General features: G+C 44.7%; 13 protein-coding genes and 1 tRNA gene. 5 read left to right on the top strand and 9 right to left on the bottom strand.

Going from position 1 to position 18,261, the window contains the following annotated elements; all coding sequences use genetic code 11:
• Positions 1 to 22: 22 nt before the first annotated feature.
• The 4 genes from CLV82_RS01190 to CLV82_RS01175 form a co-directional block, all read right to left on the bottom strand.
• Positions 23 to 397 (bottom strand): cupin domain-containing protein, encoded by a 375-nt coding sequence (locus CLV82_RS01190; protein WP_133642481.1) that lies wholly within the window; start codon positions 395 to 397, stop codon positions 23 to 25.
• Positions 398 to 550: 153 nt separating this feature from the next.
• Complete coding sequence (locus tag CLV82_RS01185) at positions 551 to 2,524, bottom strand: polysaccharide lyase family 7 protein (protein ID WP_243744115.1); 1,974 nt, start codon at positions 2,522 to 2,524, stop codon at positions 551 to 553.
• 360 nt (positions 2,525 to 2,884) lie between these two features.
• A complete protein-coding gene (locus CLV82_RS01180; RefSeq protein WP_133642479.1) occupies positions 2,885 to 3,886 on the bottom strand; it encodes a sugar kinase in 1,002 nt (333 codons plus the stop codon).
• Positions 3,887 to 3,891: 5 nt separating this feature from the next.
• A complete protein-coding gene (locus CLV82_RS01175; RefSeq protein ID WP_133642478.1) occupies positions 3,892 to 6,213 on the bottom strand; it encodes a chondroitinase-B domain-containing protein in 2,322 nt (773 codons plus the stop codon).
• 180 nt (positions 6,214 to 6,393) lie between these two features.
• Here CLV82_RS01175 and CLV82_RS01170 point away from each other — a divergent pair, with 180 nt between their 5' ends.
• Positions 6,394 to 7,356 carry a sugar phosphate isomerase/epimerase family protein gene (locus CLV82_RS01170; protein WP_133642477.1) on the top strand — a complete coding sequence of 321 codons (963 nt, stop codon included), beginning with the start codon at positions 6,394 to 6,396 and terminating at the stop codon, positions 7,354 to 7,356.
• A gap of 28 nt (positions 7,357 to 7,384) precedes the next feature.
• Positions 7,385 to 8,101, top strand: a complete 717-nt coding sequence (locus tag CLV82_RS01165) for a ribonuclease activity regulator RraA (RefSeq protein WP_133642476.1) — start codon at positions 7,385 to 7,387, stop codon at positions 8,099 to 8,101.
• Positions 8,102 to 9,320: 1,219 nt separating this feature from the next.
• Here the strand turns inward: CLV82_RS01165 and CLV82_RS01160 are convergent.
• From CLV82_RS01160 to CLV82_RS01140, 5 genes are all read right to left on the bottom strand, one after another.
• A tRNA-Asp gene (locus CLV82_RS01160) sits at positions 9,321 to 9,394 on the bottom strand.
• Positions 9,395 to 9,474: 80 nt separating this feature from the next.
• Positions 9,475 to 10,404 (bottom strand): DUF58 domain-containing protein, encoded by a 930-nt coding sequence (locus CLV82_RS01155; protein WP_133642475.1) that lies wholly within the window; start codon positions 10,402 to 10,404, stop codon positions 9,475 to 9,477.
• 105 nt (positions 10,405 to 10,509) lie between these two features.
• Complete coding sequence (gene trxA / locus CLV82_RS01150) at positions 10,510 to 10,827, bottom strand: thioredoxin (protein ID WP_133642474.1); 318 nt, start codon at positions 10,825 to 10,827, stop codon at positions 10,510 to 10,512.
• A gap of 174 nt (positions 10,828 to 11,001) precedes the next feature.
• The gene (dnaE, locus tag CLV82_RS01145; protein WP_133642473.1) at positions 11,002 to 15,372 is read right to left on the bottom strand and encodes a DNA polymerase III subunit alpha; all 4,371 of its coding nucleotides are present in this window, start codon (positions 15,370 to 15,372) and stop codon (positions 11,002 to 11,004) included.
• Between the two features lie 146 nt (positions 15,373 to 15,518).
• Entirely contained in the window at positions 15,519 to 15,974 is a 456-nt protein-coding gene (locus CLV82_RS01140; RefSeq protein ID WP_133642472.1) for a ferritin-like domain-containing protein, read from the bottom strand.
• Between the two features lie 329 nt (positions 15,975 to 16,303).
• On the opposite strand from CLV82_RS01140, the gene CLV82_RS01135 reads away from it, so the two are divergent.
• The 3 genes from CLV82_RS01135 to CLV82_RS01125 all read left to right on the top strand — a co-directional run bounded on the left by CLV82_RS01135 (position 16,304) and on the right by CLV82_RS01125 (position 18,261).
• Positions 16,304 to 16,897, top strand: a complete 594-nt coding sequence (locus CLV82_RS01135) for a 30S ribosomal protein S16 (protein WP_133642471.1) — start codon at positions 16,304 to 16,306, stop codon at positions 16,895 to 16,897.
• A gap of 8 nt (positions 16,898 to 16,905) precedes the next feature.
• On the top strand, positions 16,906 to 17,436 hold the full coding sequence (gene rimM, locus CLV82_RS01130; protein ID WP_133642470.1) for a ribosome maturation factor RimM: 531 nt from the start codon (positions 16,906 to 16,908) through the stop codon (positions 17,434 to 17,436).
• 93 nt (positions 17,437 to 17,529) lie between these two features.
• On the top strand, positions 17,530 to 18,261 hold the full coding sequence (locus CLV82_RS01125) for a tRNA1(Val) (adenine(37)-N6)-methyltransferase (RefSeq protein WP_133642469.1): 732 nt from the start codon (positions 17,530 to 17,532) through the stop codon (positions 18,259 to 18,261).

Here is an 18,261-nt window from a genome sequence, read left to right as displayed (position 1 = left end):
TAGCTATTTGTAAGTTGCCAGGTTATGACTTATCTCCAAAATAAGAGGGTCCTTCACCCGTTAAGAAATCTTCTCTAACCGGGCTAAAGGTGTCAATGAGTTCTCCTTCTTCCAGGCAAATTGCACTATGCAATAAATTTGGTTCAATATAAACGCCGTCACCTGCTTCGACGATTTTCTTTTCCCCATCTATTTCAAATTCAAATTTACCTGAAACACAGTAGGTAGCTTGTGTATGGAAATGCTGATGAGGAGCACCTAATGCTCCTTTGTCGAATTTTACTCTTACCATCATAATCTGGTTATCGTACCCCAAGAACTTTCTTGATACTCCACCTCCTAGTTCTTCCCATTCCATTTCTTTTGTGGTAATGAACTTCTCGCTAAATCGTTTCATAACTTATTTATTGCAGTTTAAAACACAGAGAACCGTTGTGTCAGTAATTGTGCTTATTTTCATATACTTGTTTTAACCGGAATCTGTATTCCTACCTTTTTTTAAGATGTAAGAACTCCTACGTAATTTGAACATTTGACCAACTCAAAATCATTACTTGTTGGGCATGACACCTGGACCAACCGTAGCTTCTCGAAACCACACTTCGGTATAACACCCATTTTCATATTGCTTAGCAATATCACCATCATAGGTTTCTGCACCAGCTGACCAAACCCTATTTGTCTCCGGACTTTTACCGTTAGTTTGGTTATAAGCTCCCTGTTTAAAATAATTTAACTCCCCTTTATAAGCAGTTGCCCTTTCCGTACCATCCTGACCAATGGGTACGAATAATTTTTGCGTTTGTGCCGGCAAGTCTGAACGTTCTATATATTCAGATGCGACCAGGTTCTTGGTAAATGTTTTGGTTTCATGCCCTTCACTGGTGAATGTCAGGTACATAATACCATCATATACATTAATTTCATAACTGAATTCTTCCCCTAATTCAATTCCATCTACCGGTTCTGCAGGTGCCCCATCTTGGCTAGAAGCTGTTACGGACATATCATTTCCCCACACAGCGGTTGAAAAATCCCATCTGTCAGAATTGTCATCTCCGGCGGTGTTGATCTCATAATTCCAGAACACTGATCCCTTGGAGTGGCCCGGAAATTTCTTATAGAATATCTTAAGTGGCTCATTCTCATGCCCTTCTCCACTATGAATTTGTCCAATTACGACTGAGTAAGCGGCAGGGACCCTTGCATCACCCGAAACGGAGACCTGCATAACCTTACAGGTGCCTGTTAATTTACCGCCATCTTCAGGCGTCCAATCTCTTTTTTCATGCAACTCTGTTCTCGTATTACTTGAATTTTTAGAGGTGATGCCAGAATTTGGAGTTTTATAAACTACCCATCGCCTAGTCCCATCAATTACGGTGTAGAAAAAATCCTTATGTTCAAACGCTGTGATATCCTCTACAGTAGTACCATTCCCCAATAATATTTTGAATTTATCCATAAAAGGAATGACTTCATGGGGATATACGGTCTTAGTACTTAAGTCATCATTAGCCTCAAAATACCCTGCATTGGATATGGCCTCATCACTGATAGTAATGTCTGCAGATTTAAACCAAACCTCAGCATAATTACCGTCTGCATATTGTTTTTGAAGATCACCTCCATGAGTTTCGGCTCCTGAGCACCAGACCTTATTAACTTTAGGATCTTTGCCATTGGTTTGGTTATATGTTCCCAATTTAAAAAAAAGCCCTTCGCCAGCATAGGCATTCTTACGTTCTACGCCATCTTGACCGATTGGGAAAAAAAGATTTCGCACTTGCTCCGGAATCTCTGAGCGTTCAGCATACTCAGAAGAAATGAGATTTTTCTTAAAGGTTTTTGTTTCATGGCCTTCACTAGTAAAAGTTAAATGCATCATTCCTTCTTTAATCTCAACTTCGTAGCTGAATTCTTCATTTAAAGCAATACCATCTTCAGGCTCCGGCGGATATGTATTTTCATCGGTACCAACAACGGAGAAATCATAGCCCCAAACAGGATGGGAATAATCCCAACGTTGTGAATTATCTTCACCTTCCGTATTGATTTCGTAATGCCAAAACACGGATCCCTTAGTATGCCCCGGAAATTTTTTATAAAAGATTTTTAACGGTTCATTCTCATGACCATCTGCACTATGTATCTGGCCTACCACTACTGAATGTGTAGAGGCAACCCGGGCATCACCTGTAGCAGACACATTCATTACTTTGAGTGTAGCATTCATTTTGGCCTCGGTCATAGGCGTCCATTTTTTTAATTGGGCCAACTCGGTTCTAGTGTTATTGGAAGAACCATGAGTACTTCCTCCGTTAGGTGACTTAAATACTACCCAATCACCATCATCATCACTTGCGGTATAAAAGAAATCCTGGTTCTCATAATCAGTGGCAGGTCCAACATTAGAACCATCACCCAAGATTAAATTCCAATGCTGGAAAAATGGAATAACATCATTTGCTTTTACCTTTGAGGACTCCCCATCCTCTTTTAGACCGTCCTTTTTTTTATTCATATTCCCACAACTTATGAGAAGTAAGGCAGTCCCAATACTGAAAAAAGTACAAAGGAAGATGGATTTGATTCTTTTAACGATCATGGAATTTTTATTGATTTCTAATAGAGCTATCTTAATGCCAGATAGGCTCTTTTAATTTTAGATTCGATTTTCATAGATTTCATTCAGAAAAAATGAATCTAAAACGTCATTTGCTAAAATTGGTTTACCAGTTTGGTTTACCAAATATAAACATATTCCTGACATTTCCAAATAATTAACATAAAATAGATCAACTCTTTATATGATATCTACTATTAGAATTTGTTTCTGGCTTTATATTAAATTGAACCAGTAAAAATTTATTTTATTCGAAAACTATCTTTTGATAGCCCCGGAGGTATCCCCCTCCATCAGACTTTGCACGTTTTCTAAAGAGACCATATTAACATCCCCCGGAACCGTGTGTTTTAAGGCACACGCAGCAGAAGCAAACGCTATGGCCTTCGCGTCGTTATAATGTAAAAGCCCATAAATAAGACCGGCGGCGAAAGCATCTCCCGTGCCTACACGGTCTATGATGTGGGTAATATTGAGCATGTTGCTGGTCAAATAGGTTTTCCCATTCCACAACTTACCCTGGATCTGGTTATGTGAAGCACTTAAAGTTCTGCGGGTCTTCTTAACCACTTTATTGATATTGGGAAACAGGTTGATCAGTTCGATGGCTAAATCCTGAAATTTATCATTAGGCCGATCCAGTTCAAACATTTCACGAATTCCACGGCTACTGGTAATTACTACGTCACTATGCTCCACCAAAGTGGGGATTACCTCTTGCATGGTTTTCCCGTATTTCCACATGTTACTACGTGAATTTATGTCTCCAGAAACAGGTATCCCCATTTTATTGGCGGCCTTTACGGCCTCCAAACAACAAAAATAAGCGCCTTCCGAGATCGCTGGGGTTATGCCGGTCCAATGGAACCAATCAGCATCCTTTAGCACATCTTCCCAATTGATCATTGACGGTTCTATTAAAGAAAAAGAAGATCCTTCCCGTTCATAAATCACCTCACTGGGCCTATGCACCGCACCTTTTTCCAGAAAATACTTGCCCAGCATTTGATCGCCATAAATAACGTGCTCCGTACTCAGCCAATGCTTACGTAAAAATTGTGTGGCCGCTCGACCGAGGGCATTATCCGGAAAACGGGTCACATGGGCAGCTTTCATGCCCAAATAAGCACATGAAATAGCAACATTTGCCTCACCACCTCCATACACCAAATCAAACGATGAAGCCTGAGAAAATTTCTCATAACCAGGTGGGGACAAGCGCATCATTACTTCACCAAATGTGATTACTTTTTTAGGCATAATTTCTAATACATTAACTTAAGCGGCAGATTTTCTTCCACGATCAATTTCCCTGAATTTTCTATCATATTATCCGAATGTGTATTGTTTTTGGCACCCCATAACCTTGCTACCAGTCTCACATTATTGTTTCTAAACGTATTGCCGGTTATGTTTACATTGATAATGCCATAGGTGTCAATTAAGATGCCGTTTTCCTCTTGGGAACCGCTTTGTGTAAAAGTGCTATTGGTGACTGTTAAATTACCACCAACCGTAGATTCATCATAACCGCCTCGGTAATAATCGATTACATTCTTACTAATATTAGAAAAGGTACAGTCGGCTATAATGACGTTCTCAGCATTATAATCCCCTCGATCATCATCCTCCGCAGAAAGTTCGAGGCCATTCTTACAATTTTGTATCGTCGTGGATCGTATTTTAATGTATTCTGCAAAAGAATGTTTAAAGCCCTTAAGGACATAATCAAAGTTGAATATCTCAGAATCCTTAATGTTTAAATTGTACAAACTGGACATGTTTTCTTTTAAGGGTGCAAATGCATAGTTTTCCCCATTTCCCTCGAGAATTACTGCTATCAGAGAAAGCTCTCCTTTGGGATTCATTTCAAAAGCAGGAGCCCCTGCTTCCCCAAGATATTGTATGGTTGCCTTGTTATCAATGTCTGCAGATCTTATGGTTAATTTCTTGTCAATTTTCAATGTCGATTTCAGTGCATATCGTTCCGCTTTCAATATAATAGTATCGCTGTAGGCGGCGGCTTTGATCGCATTCTGTAGTTCGTCCGATGAACTTACAAGGTGGCTTTGAGCATTCCGCTCATCCGCAGGTTTAGTGGAATACCAAAAGGGTCCATATTGAGAGTCATCCATAATATTTATCTTTTCCTCCGGTTCGCCAGCAATCGCACCGACCGAATTATTCTCAGCCCGTGAATTCCCAAACAAATCCTTTGAAATCAAATCAAATTCGAAACCGCTAAAGCGTTCAAATTCCGATAGATCCTCAGCCGGTATAAAAATGTTGTCATCTAGTTCCGTTAATGAAAACTCTGCTTGCTTCAAGATCGAATCATGTTGAAAAGTAATCCCTTGGCTATTGATTATATTGCTTTTAAAAATTATTCCATCCAGGGAATCATGGGCGACAATGGATGGTTCATCCCTTTTTCTATTAAAGATAAGGTTGTTGGCCACCAAGGTCCTGATAGGTCTTTCCGACCTTATTTCTGAAGCCGGTAACACATCTTTTTGGTCTGTATTAGATCCCACTCCAAATTGCCAGGGCGAGATACAATTGATCCAGGAATTATAGGCCACCACCACATCCGTTACCTGTATGTACCTGTTCAAGGGCGATTTGGGAATTCCGTTCATCACTGCAAGCGGACTCCTGAAAACTTTCCCTTTCAGGTTATAGAAATAATTATTAGTAACCCAATGGCCCGTACCGATTAATCGTACACCGCCAATTTGTTCGGAATTGCTATCTCCGATGAAATAATTGCCATCAACGGTACAGTAGTTGCCGTGTCTTGTGACCAATGAACCTTCACTTTTGTAAAACACATTGTTCCGGAATTCATTGAAGTTTGTTTTACTTGAAATGATTTCAACTTCTCCATTGCATCTATCAAATAGATTGTTGGCCACCAGAGTATAGCTAGGAGCCATAGACGTATAGCTGTTGCCAAGTTGGATGGTTTCCGCACTCGGACCACCTTTGGGGGGTCTGGGACCAAAGTGGTTATTCGTGATCTTGTGATAATTCTTTATGTTCTTATTTCCCTCTAAATCCACCCTTACGGTAGGACCCCTATTGGCCTTACCGGCTATGTAAGAATGAGTCAGCTCATTATGTCGACCTTTAAAGAGTACCCAGAGGTCGGTCTGATTTCTTTGGCCTTTATTGAAATCCAGAATAACACAGTTGGTCACTTTTGAATGATTGGCCACGGTATCCTGGTTGATGGCAAATTCGATAACAGCGTTAGAGGGAGACATGCCATCTGTGAAATACAAACCATCTACAATGAGGTATTCACCGCCAAGTTTTAAATCAGATTTTCCATTTATAAGAACCTTACCAGGAGTTTCTGCTTTGAGAGTAATGGGCCGTTGCTCAGTCCCGTAGCCTACAAATCGTATTTCCACATCGGTCCAATCATTATTGGTCATGATAATTTCATCTCCCGGAGAGGCATTAGATATCGCAGCATTCAATTCAATGATATCGTTTACATAAATATCTTCAGACCTTGAACTTTCGCTACATGAAAACAGTAATAGAACGGTACTTAACAGTAAGAAACTTTTCTGGATCATTTGAAAATATTATAAAGGTGTTATTAATGAACTCACTTAACCAAGAAGATCGCTATATTTTCGGGAGAACTACTTTATCTAACATGGAATACAATTGGTAAACCAGTTTGGTTTACCAAAAATAGCTATATTTGTGAGACTGCCAAATTTTTAAATTACAAACTCCTGAAATTTTAAATTATGGATGATCACTATACGCATTTAAGCAGAAGAAATTTCACCAAACTTTCAGCTTTGGGAATTGGCGGAATTCCATTTGGCAGTTTTGCGTCTTCTATGTTTTCAACCAACAGTCCCGCCAACCTGGATATTCATATTTTCTCCAAGCAACTGCAATTCCTAAATTACGAGGAAATGTCGGAGGCCGCAGCAGATCTTGGATTCCAGGGAATCGATCTCACCGTGAGGGAAAAGGGGCATGTCCTTCCAGAGCAAGTGGCCGATAAACTACCGCAAGCTGTAGCCGCTATGAAGCACTATGGCTTAAACCCCGCCCTGATGACCACAAACGTATTGGATGTCAACAATGAAGCGCAAATGCAGGTATTGAAAAGCGCTAGTCAATCTGGATTCACCCACTACCGCACCGCCTGGCTTTCATACCCTGAGCATAGAAGTATTACAGAAAGCCAGGAAATCTTTGCGGAACAATTAAGACAATTAGGGGCAGTGAACAAGGAACTAGGTCTTATCGGCTGCTATCAAAACCATGCAGGGAACCACGTAGGGGCTCCTATATGGGATCTCCCGAGAATACTGGAAACTGCCAACCCCGCATATTTGGGATGCCAATATGATATCCGGCATGCGGTCGTTGAAGGCGGAAAAAGCTGGGAGCTCGGTTTGAGATTAGTTCACCCCCTGATCAAATCTTTAGTAATTAAAGATTTTAAATGGGGTCGGGAAGGTGGTCGATGGACATTGATCAATACTCCACTGGGAGATGGTATGGTTGATTTTACACGCTATTTCTCACTCCTTAAGAAATACAAAATTGACGTTCCTATATCCTTACATCTTGAATACGACCTAGGAGGAGCTGAACATGGGGCCGACGAAATAACCATTGATAAATCCATTATTTTCAAACACATGAAACAGGATCTCAACTTTATAAGGACGCACTGGGATCGAGCAGAATAATACTAACCAACCTAATACTCCGAGGATTATGAATCCCATTACTGAAAAACTTAAGGGAATAAGTACAGCTACCATAGCTACCTGCCTTTTTAAAAAAGGGCTCCGCAATCAATATATGCAAGGGGTGTTACCATTGAAAAAAATGACAGCCAATATGGTTGGCCAGGCCTATACCCTCCGATATATCCCTGCGAGGGAAGATCTAAATCCCATTGAAGTATTCAAAGACCCAAAACATTTACAGAGGGTAGCTGTAGAAGAGTGCCCGGAAGGTCATGTCCTGGTCATAGACAGTCGTCAAAATGCCCGGGCTGCATCTGCAGGTTCTATCCTTGCCACGCGATTAATGCATCGGGGTGTAGCTGGATTGGTCACCGACGGAGGTTTCCGGGACTCTGATGAAATTGCCGGATTGGATATGCCTTCGTTTCACCAATGTCCATCTGCCCCCACCAATCTGACCCTTCACCAGGCGATCGCGATCAACGATCCCATTGGATGTGGGGATGTGGCCGTATTTCCCGGGGATTATCTCGTAGGTGATAACGACGGAGTAATGGTCATCCCGCAGCACCTGGCAGAAGAGGTTGCGGAAGAATGTACGGAAATGACCTTATATGAAGAATACGTGATTCAAAGAGTGGCCGAGGGGGAGAGTGTCATCGGTTTATACCCCTTAACTTCTGAAGATCAAAAAGCCGCTTTCAATACCTGGAAAGCACGTCGGGACAATACCTTTGATTAACTTCAATAATATTATTTCAATAACGGTCATACCGTCATGCCGTCAAACAGCCCGCCCGCCCGCCTGAATGACTTAGTCGGGCAGGAACGTACCGTCCGGTACGGGCGGGTGATACAGTGATACAGTGATGCAGTGATGCGGTGATGCGGTGATGCGGCCCACTCACCCGCCTGAATGACGTAGTTGGGCAGGTGCCGATCGGATCCAAGACTTGTATCGAACCTCAAATTTACCTGCCGGAGGCAGGCCTCGAACCAGGTACTGTTCACTGCGAACCGTAAACTGCCTACAGACCTCTGGGGTTCTTAACCCCGCCCCGGTTTCAAGATAACCATGTTCACTGCAGGAACCTTGCATCGGGTAAACGGTCATGCCGTCACGCCGTGAAACAGTGAAGCGGTGATGCGGTGATACAAAGTTGTAGTGTTACGTTCACACCGTCAAACCGTGATAGAGGTAAGCGGGAATACCGGTACCCCGGCACATAGGCGTAAAGGATGACAAAGGTGACAGGGGGGACAAAGGTGACTTTGTGATGATTTTTTTGCGAACCGCGAACCGCGAATTTACCTACCCGCCCGCCCGCCTGAATGACGTAGTCGGGCAGGTGGCGATCGGACCCAATGTCTGCCTCAAACTTCAAACTTCGAACCTCAAACCAGGTACTGTTTACTGCGAACTGCAAAACTGCCTACTGAAAACCGGGGTTCTTAACCCCGCCCCGGTTTCAAGATAGCCAGGTTCACTGCAGGAACCTTGCATCGGGTAAACGGTCATGCCGTCACGCCGTGAAACAGTGAAGCGGTGATGCGGTGATACGGTGAAGCGGTGATACAAAGTTGTAGTGTTACGTTCACACCGTCAAACCGTGATAGAGGTAAGCGGGAATACCGGTACCCCGCACATAGGCGTAAAGGATGACAAAGGTGACAGGGGGGACAAAGGTGACTTTGTGATGATTTTTTTGCGAACCGCGAACCGCGAATTTACCTACCCGCCCGCCCGCCTGAATGACGTAGTCGGGCAGGTGGCGATCGGACCCAAGACCTGTCTCGAACCTCAAATTTACCTGCCGGAGGCAGGCCTCAAACCTCGAACCAGGTACTGTTTACTGCAAACTGCCTACAGACCTCCAGGGCTTTTTCCGTTTATTCGCTTCCAAAGCGAGCTTTAAACAGAAAAAGCCCCTTACACTCCGTGTAAAGGGCTTTGATTCTTGCGGTCTGGACGGGACTCGAACCCGCGACCCCCTGCGTGACAGGCAGGTATTCTAACCAACTGAACTACCAGACCGTGGCGTTTAGCGTGTGCAAATATACATTGCTATTTCAATTTGACAAACAATTTTATTCAAAAACCACAAAAAGATTTTGTCACCCGAATTGTTGTCTTTCTATCATAAAGGTATTCAGTACCTTGGCAAATGATTCCCCTACATCAATTTCCACATATTTGATCCGGTACCGGGCGCATTGCAATTTTATATGCTGGAAAAATTCATTCACTTTTCGCTCATAAGCCTCTTTTACGTTATCCGAGTAGAGGTCTATATACTCCCCGGTCTCCACATCCAAAAAGCGCTTTGGCCCGCTTCCGAAGTTAAAACTCACCTCGGTATCCCTATCCAGCAGGTGGAAAACTACTACCTCATGTCTGTTATATTTCAGGTGTCGCAGCGCCTCGAAAAGTTTCTCATCATCCTGACCTGTCTGCCACAGGTCAGTGAACAGGAATACCAGGCTTCTTCTTTTTATTTTTTCAGCGATCTGGTGCAGGTAGGTATAAATTTCAGTCTGTTTGCCCGGTTTCGGTGCATTGACCATTTCTCCTAATTTATCTAAAAGCATCTGCCGGTGTCGCTCGCTTCCCTTATCCGGGGCATAGTAGTGGTAGTTGTCAGAAAAGACACTTAATCCAACAGCGTCCCGCTGCTTCTTTAAAAGTTCCATTAAAGCTGCAATGGCCAGTGCTGCAAAACCCATCTTGTTCAGGTTTTCCAATACTGGTGCCACCATTTCCGGGTAATACATAGAAGCCGAATTATCCAGGATCATATGACACCTGAGGTTGGTCTCCTCTTCGTATTTCTTGGTGTAAAGCTTATCTGTACGGGCAAAGAGCTTCCAGTCAATATGCTTGGTGCTTTCCCCGGTATTGTAAATGGCGTGTTCCGCAAATTCCGCGGAAAACCCGTGAAAGGGGCTTTTATGGATACCACTGATATATCCTTCCACGATCTGCCTTGCCAGGAGCTCCAGGTTAGGAATCAATGCCGCTTTATGTAATTCCTTGGATAGGTCCATAGTACGAATATAAAGAACTTATAGGTGCAAACCGCCCTGTACTATGGGCATAAAAAAATCCGGCCAACTGGCCGGATTCCTCTTTATCATAGCTATTCCGGGTTCTTACAGAACTGCGTCTATAGCATCTGTGTATACCTTCTTAGGGGATACACCTACTTGTCTGTTCACGATTTCACCGTCTTTGAAGACCAATACTGTTGGGATGTTACGCACACCGTACTTGGCAGCGAACTCCTGGTTAGCATCTACATCTACCTTCCCGACGACTGCTTTGTCTTTGTATTCTTCGCTGACCTCATCAATGATGGGGCCTACCATCCTACAAGGACCGCACCAGGCCGCCCAGAAATCTACAACTACGGGTTTATCACTTTTCAATACTACCTCGTCAAAAGTAGCGTCTGTTATTTCTAAAGCCATTTTATCTAGTTTTTCGAATTATGCAAATTTAGTCAATTATTCGCGCTTTTTCTTACTCCATACGAATACATTTTACCTATATAACCATCAATTCTTCCTATCTCTTTAAGAGGCTGTTAACGAGTGTGCTCTGCTCACCAGCTCTTCAGGGCAGACTTCTGACACTCCTGGCGATCAATTCAGTTTAAAAAGAACGTTTTGTTCTTCTAACTGCTGCAGCAGTTCGCTGCTGATTTCCACTTTCTGTTTTCTGCTGCTGAGGTTTACTTTGATCGAATCTTCCATTTCATATATTGAAAAGAAAAGCGGGTGATTTCCCTGGAATGATGATAACGTGTCTTTCAGTTTATGGATGTTGCTTTCCTCGAGCATGTCAATGTCCAGGTTGATAGTTAATTTTTTCGCGTAATTCTCCATGACATCCTGCAGGAGCATAAAGCTGTTAAACTGTATCCTCGGGTCTCCTTTTGCTCCTGTATCCCGGTTGGTCCACCCTTCACGTACAAAAGCTTTGATGTAGATAAAGGAATTGATCATCAGGAAATGGCGGAATTTCAGGTATTCTTCCCCGAAGATCCGGAACTCGAATGATTCATTGTAGTCCTCCACGGTAAATAGTCCCCAGCCCTTCCCGTTTTTCGATACCCTGTGCTGTACATCGGTGATTACACCTGCAAAGGACAGTTCCCGGTTAACATATTCGGGCAGATTCTGGAAGCACGACAGATCGGCATTGCAGAAGGTTTTTACTTCGATCTTAAAATCATCCAGCGGGTGACCGGAGATGTATATTCCCACCACTTCTTTTTCTTTCCTGAGTTTCTCCATAGTTCCCCAGGGCTCGCAGGGAGGCACTTCCGGTTCGGGGATCTGTACCTCACTGGCGCTGCCGAACAGGCTGACCTGTGAAGAATTAGCGCTCTCCTGCGCTCGTGCTCCGTACTTGATCACCTTTTCCAGGAAAGTAATTCCATCACCTTCGTCGTGGAAATACTGGGCGCGATGGGTATCTCCAAACGAATCAAAGCCACCGGCAAGAGCCAGGTTCTCAAAAGCCTTTTTATTTGCAGCCCTCAGGTCTATTCGCTTTGAAAGATCGAAGACGGAACGGAAAGGCCCGTTCTCTTTTCTTTCCTCCACGATGGTTTCTACGGCAGACCTGCCCACTCCTTTAATTGCTCCCATTCCAAAACGGATGGCGTTCTGGTTGTTCACAGCAAACTTATAGTAAGATTCATTCACATCCGGACCTAATACCTCCAGTCCCATTCGTCGGCATTCTTCCATGAAAAAGGTTACCTGCTTTATGTCGTTCATGTTATTGGAGAGCACCGCCGCCATGTATTCTGCGGGGTAGTGTGCCTTCAGGTAAGCCGTCTGGTAAGCAATGTAGGCATAGCAGGTGGAGTGACTCTTATTAAAGGCATAGGAAGCAAAAGCTTCCCAGTCTTTCCATATCTTCTCCAGGATATCCCGGGGGTGTCCTCTTTCCTCCCCGCCATCGAGGAACTTGGGCTTGAGTTTCTCCAGCAGGGCAAATATCTTTTTACCCATCGCTTTCCTCAGGACATCGGCCTCACCTTTAGAGAAGCCCGCGAGTTTCTGGGAGAGCAACATCACCTGCTCCTGGTATACGGTGATACCGTAAGTCTCTTGCAGGTATTCCTCCATTTCCGGGAGGTCATAACTGATCTCTTCCCTGCCATGCTTCCTGGCGATGAAACTCGGGATGTATTCCATTGGCCCGGGCCTGTAAAGGGCGTTCATGGCGATCAGGTCATCAAACACCGTAGGCTTCAGGTCCTTCATGTGTTTCTGCATTCCCGGAGATTCGTACTGGAATACCCCAATAGTCTCTCCCCGCTGGAATAATTCGTAGGTCTTGGTGTCATCCAGGGGGAAATCATCGGGAACCAGGGAGATGCCATGTTTGGCCTTCACGATCTTCACCGTATCCTTGATCAGGGTCAGGGTCTTCAACCCCAGGAAGTCCATTTTCAGGAGTCCGGCACTTTCCACGACCGAGTTATCAAACTGGGTCACATAGAGCTCCGAATCCTTTGCGGTGGCAACCGGGACGAATTTGGTAATATCATCCGGGGTAATGATCACCCCACAGGCATGGATCCCTGTGTTCCTTACAGAGCCCTCCAATATCCTGGCCATGTTTACGGTCTGGGCCTCCAGGTCGTCCCCTTCAGAGAGATTCAGAAGATGGTTCACCTTTTCCATATCATCAGAACGGAACTTCTTCTTCAGCTCAGCCTCGGGGATCCCGAAGATCTTGCCTAGCTTGGACATGGCCGGGATCAGTTTAGCTATACGATCTGCCTCACTTAACGGCAGGTCCAGGACCCTTGCAGTATCCCGGATAGAGGATTTGGCAGCCATGGTACCATAAGTGATAATTTGCGCCACCTGGTTGGCCCCGTATTTCTCTATCACATAATCCATAACTTTGCTCCGCCCTTCATCGTCAAAGTCGATATCGATATCAGGCATGGATACCCTGTCCGGATTAAGAAACCGCTCAAAAAGCAGGTCGTACTTTATCGGGTCTATATTGGTGATCGTTAGGCAGTAAGCAACCACAGAGCCTGCAGCTGACCCTCGTCCCGGACCTACCGATACACCCATGTTCCGGGCTTCGCGGATAAAATCTTCTACGATAAGGAAGTAGCCGGGGTAACCCGAGTTTTCTATGGTCTGCAATTCAAAGTTGAGGCGCTCTTCGATCTCCGGGGTTATCTCCCCATATCGCTTTTTGGCTCCTTCAAAAGTGATGTGACGCAGGTACGCATTTTCTCCCCGTTTTCCCCCGTCTTGTTCATCTTCAGCGACTTTAAATTCTTCCGGGATCTCAAAGGCCGGAAGTAGTACATCCCTCGCCAGGTCGTAAGGTTCTATTTTTTTGACCAGGTCGGCAATGTTGAGGATAGAGTCCGGCAGGTCTTTGAACAGGCTTTTCATCTCCGAGGGAGACTTAAAATAGTACTCCTGGTTGGGGAGTCCGTAGCGGTAGCCGCGACCCTTCCCGATAGGGGTGGACTGTTTTTCACCGTCTTTTACACAGAGAAGGATGTCGTGTGCTTCAGCGTCCTCTTTCTGCATGTAATACGTATTGTTGGTGGCGATAAGCGGGATGTCGTGCTTTTGAGACATGCTGATAAGGACCTGGTTAGCCCTATCCTCATCTTCCTGTCCATGCCGCATTACCTCGATATACAAGTCGTCTCCAAAAACGGATTTCCACCACAGCAGGGCTTCTTCGGCTTGTTTTTCACCTACATTCAGGATCTTGGAGGGTACTTCCCCGTAGGTGTTCCCGGTAAGTACGATAATATCGTCCTTGTACTGTTCCACAATTTTACGGTCTATCCTGGGGACGTAGTAGAAACCTGCGGTATAGGCGAGAGAAGACATTTTGGCGAGGTTATGGTATCCTCTTTTATTCTTGGCCAGGAATACTACCTGGTACCCGATATCTTTTACATTCTTATTTGTGTGGTCTTCACAGACAAAGAATTCACAGCCGATTATGGGGATAAGTTCTTTAGCTTCATCGCTTTCTCCTTCTGCCTGATCTTTGACTGACTTATTGTAGGCCTTGACCTCCCGTACAAAATGGAATGCACCCATCATGTTGGCGTGGTCCGTAATTGCTACCGCGGGCATTCCCATCTCGCCGGCGGTCTGAACCAGGTCCTTTATCTTGATGGTTGATTGCAGTACAGAGAACTGCGAGTGGTTGTGTAAGTGTACGAAAGGAGCCTCTTCCAGGTTTTCGAGGTTTTCCCTGATCTCTTCCTTGGAAATGCTTGGACCTTCGTGGGTCCCTAATTTTTCCGCGATCTTTTTTGAGGCTTTCTTGAGGTTCACATGCCTCAGGCCGATCTTGGGAATTTCGGTGGGATTAACTTCCTCGTATTTTTCATAATACCCGGGAGCTTGCTGCAGTGTTTGGAGGGAGTACTGCCTCCTACGCAGCAGTTCAAGGAAACAGCGGGTTGTTGCTTCCACATCTGCTGTTGCATTATGCGCTTCTGCGAACGGTTCTCCGAAGAGGTGCTGATGTAATTCTGTTAGTGTAGGGAGTTTAAATTTACCACCACGACCCCCGGGGATCTGGCAGAGTTCTGCTGTTACCTCTGTACAGGTGTCCAGGACAGGGAGCTCCTGCAGGGGATTGTCAACCGCTTCCCGGTGGAATTCTGCCCCCATGATGTTCACGTCAAAACCTACATTCTGACCTACAATGAATTTAGCCTGGGCAAGGGCGGTGTTAAATTTTTCAAGGGCTTCCCCGAGCGGGATGCCTTGTTCCCTGGCAAGGTCGGTAGAAATGCCATGAATCTTTTCCGCGTCATAGGGAATATCAAAACCATCAGGCCGGATCAGGTAGTCCTGGTGTTCCACAAGCCGACCCATACTGTCGTGTAATTGCCATGCAATTTGCACGCAGCGTGGCCAGTTATCTGTATCGTGAACAGGGGCATCCCACCGTTTGGGTAGTCCCGTGGTTTCGGTATCAAAAATCAGGTACATGAATACAAGCTTAGAGGTTGAAAAGCAGGCTATAAAATTACATAAACGGGCCCAGCCGGGAAAAGTGAATTGTCAGTAGTTATCAACCAAAAAAAATCCGGGAGTCTAACTCTCGGATTTTTAATCAATTGGTTATCTGTTTATGATCAGGATACCATTTCTTCATAAACCTTGGCCGTATTCAACGCACTTTGAATAGCGTTGCGTTGCTTGGTCAGCAGGTTCCTGGTAGATGGCGGCAAGCTGTACTCTTCATTGGAAAGAATATCGTTGTAATCTTCAAGGCTTGCTTTTTCTCCTCGTTCAACTTCTTCCAGGATGCGTTCGGTATCATCTCCGGACAGGCTGGAAGTGAGATTCATCCAGGTCCTGTGCATGTCACCTTTAAAGCTGCTGCTGCCTTCCTTGACTTCCCCGTATTCTCTCATTTCATTCTCTAATTCCTGGGCAAAGTTCGCACGCTGGCTCACTTTATCATACAGGAACCGGTGAACGGTTGGGGTTTCAATCTTGTCGGCCGCAAGGGCGTATCCCTTTTTGGCATCATATGCTTTTTCTAATAAATCGTTTAATTTACTTGTAATCTTGTCTGAATACTTCATACTATCTATCTTCATTTTTATCTTTCAAAATCAAGCCGTTGATTCTCAACGGCGACTATATATAAGATAAAAGATTATGGCGGAAACACAAGTAAATACGGGGGTTTTGCAAAGATTTAACAGCTGTTCCGGTCAAATGTTAAAAGGAAAATCGTCTTCCGCTCAATTTCTTTTAATTTCATGGGGCACACTTTAATTTTTAGACTTATATTTGCACCCTCTTAAATGTACAGTGTTCTGTGCTTAAAGAACTTGGCAGACCGTAGCCTTCAAAAACGGAATGAAAGAATTAATAACCCTGGGTCGGGCACCCTACAAATTAATGTGATATGCCAGTTAGAATCAGATTACAAAGACACGGTAAAAAAGGAAAACCTTTTTACTGGATCGTAGCCGCCGATGCGCGCGCAAAAAGAGATGGAAAATTCCTTGAAAAATTAGGAATCTACAACCCTAACACTAACCCTGCAACCATAGACATCAATGTAGATGACGCAGTACGTTGGTTGGATAACGGGGCGCAGCCTTCTGAAACCGCTAAAAGGATCCTTTCTTACAAAGGAGTATTGCTGAAGCACCACCTGTTGGGAGGACTTCGTAAAGGGGCTCTTACTGAAGAGCAGGTTGAGGAGAAGTACAATGCCTGGTTAGAAGAGAAAGGTAAATCAGTTAGCCAGAGGGAAGAAGAACTGGAAAAAGCGAAAGCTGAAGCCAGGGCTAAGGCACTCGAGGCAGAAAAAGAAGTAAACGAGAAAAGAGCACAGGCTGCTGCTGAAGCAGAAGCTCCTGAAGCTGAAGTAGCGGGAGACGCCACCGAGGAGACAGAAGCTGTTGAAGAATCTCCAAAACCTGAAGCTGAGGTAGAGCAGTCAGAGGAAGTTCCTGCTGCTGAAGAGACTAAAGCTTCTTCTGAAGAAGAATAAGAATTGCGATGCTTAGTAAAGAAGAATGTTTCTATCTGGGCAAAGTAGTTTCAAAACATAGTTTTAGGGGAGAAGTACTGGTTAAACTGGATACGGACGAACCTGAAATTTACGAAGAAATGGAATCAGTGTTTATCTCTATGGGAGATAGCCTGGTTCCATTTTTTATTGAAAGATCCCTGCTGCAGAAATCCAGCCTGCTGCGAATCCGTTTCGAGGAGATAGACGATGAAGCGGGTGCCGATGCCATCCTGGGGGCCGAATTGTACCTTCCACTTACAATGCTTCCTAAACTGTCCGGCAAGAAATTCTATTACCACGAAGTAGTTGGTTTCAAATTAATAGATGAGGCGATGGGTCCTGTAGGCACGATAAAAGGAATCAATGATTCTGCAGCCCAGGCTCTATTTGTGGCGGAATTTAAAGGTAAAGAACTGCTGATCCCCGTCAACGACGAGATCATCAGCCGGGTAGACCGGGAGAAGAAAGAGATCCACGTCCGGACACCAGAAGGACTCATCGCTTTATACCTGGACTAAACAATACCTCCTCACAGTTACAGCCATAGGTAAATTTTACCTTCTTTTACTATACCAGATATCAATCACCCCTATCAATAACAGTTAAAGACGATGAGCAAGCCATTCCGGTTTAAGCAGTTCAGCCTGCAGCAACAGCGTTCGGCAATGAAAGTCGGGACCGATGGTGTACTGTTGGGCGCCTGGACCTCTGTAGACCATGATCCCCAAAGTATTCTTGATATCGGGGCCGGGACAGGGCTTGTTGCACTTATGCTGGCCCAGCGCTGTGGGGCAGAATTGATAGATGCCATAGAACTTGATGAAGAGGCCTACGAGGAGTGCGTGGAAAATTTTGAAAACTCTCCCTGGGGAGACCGTTTGTTTTGCTACCATGCCGGCCTGGACGAGTTTGTTGATGAGATGGATGAGACCTATGACCTGATCAGTTGCAACCCGCCTTACTTTGAACCGCATAGCGGCAAGGGAAATGGGGACCAGACCAAGGACGAAGCCAGGATGAAAGCGAGGCAGTTTAATTCCCTGCCTTTTTCCGAACTCCTGGCAAGTTGTGCCCGATTATTATCGGAAAAAGGGCAATGTTCATTCGTTATACCCTATTTAGCGGAGGAGGAATTCCTGTCATTAGCAGCCGAAAACAAGCTATGGCCTCTGAGAATATGTCGCGTAAGGGGGAGGGCAGATACAGCCCTGGTCCGAAGCCTGTTAACATTGACTTTCCAAAAGGAAGATCTTATGGTGGAGGAACTGGTCATTGAAAAGGAACGACATATCTATACCGAGGAATACCGCAGGCTCACCGGTGATTTCTACCTGAATATGTAA

It is taken from the genome of Zeaxanthinibacter enoshimensis (assembly GCF_004362865.1).
In the GTDB taxonomy this organism is placed as follows: domain Bacteria; phylum Bacteroidota; class Bacteroidia; order Flavobacteriales; family Flavobacteriaceae; genus Zeaxanthinibacter; species Zeaxanthinibacter enoshimensis.
The sequence above is the reverse complement of the archived record's forward strand: the minus strand, read 5'-3'. Positions and strand labels throughout refer to the sequence as shown.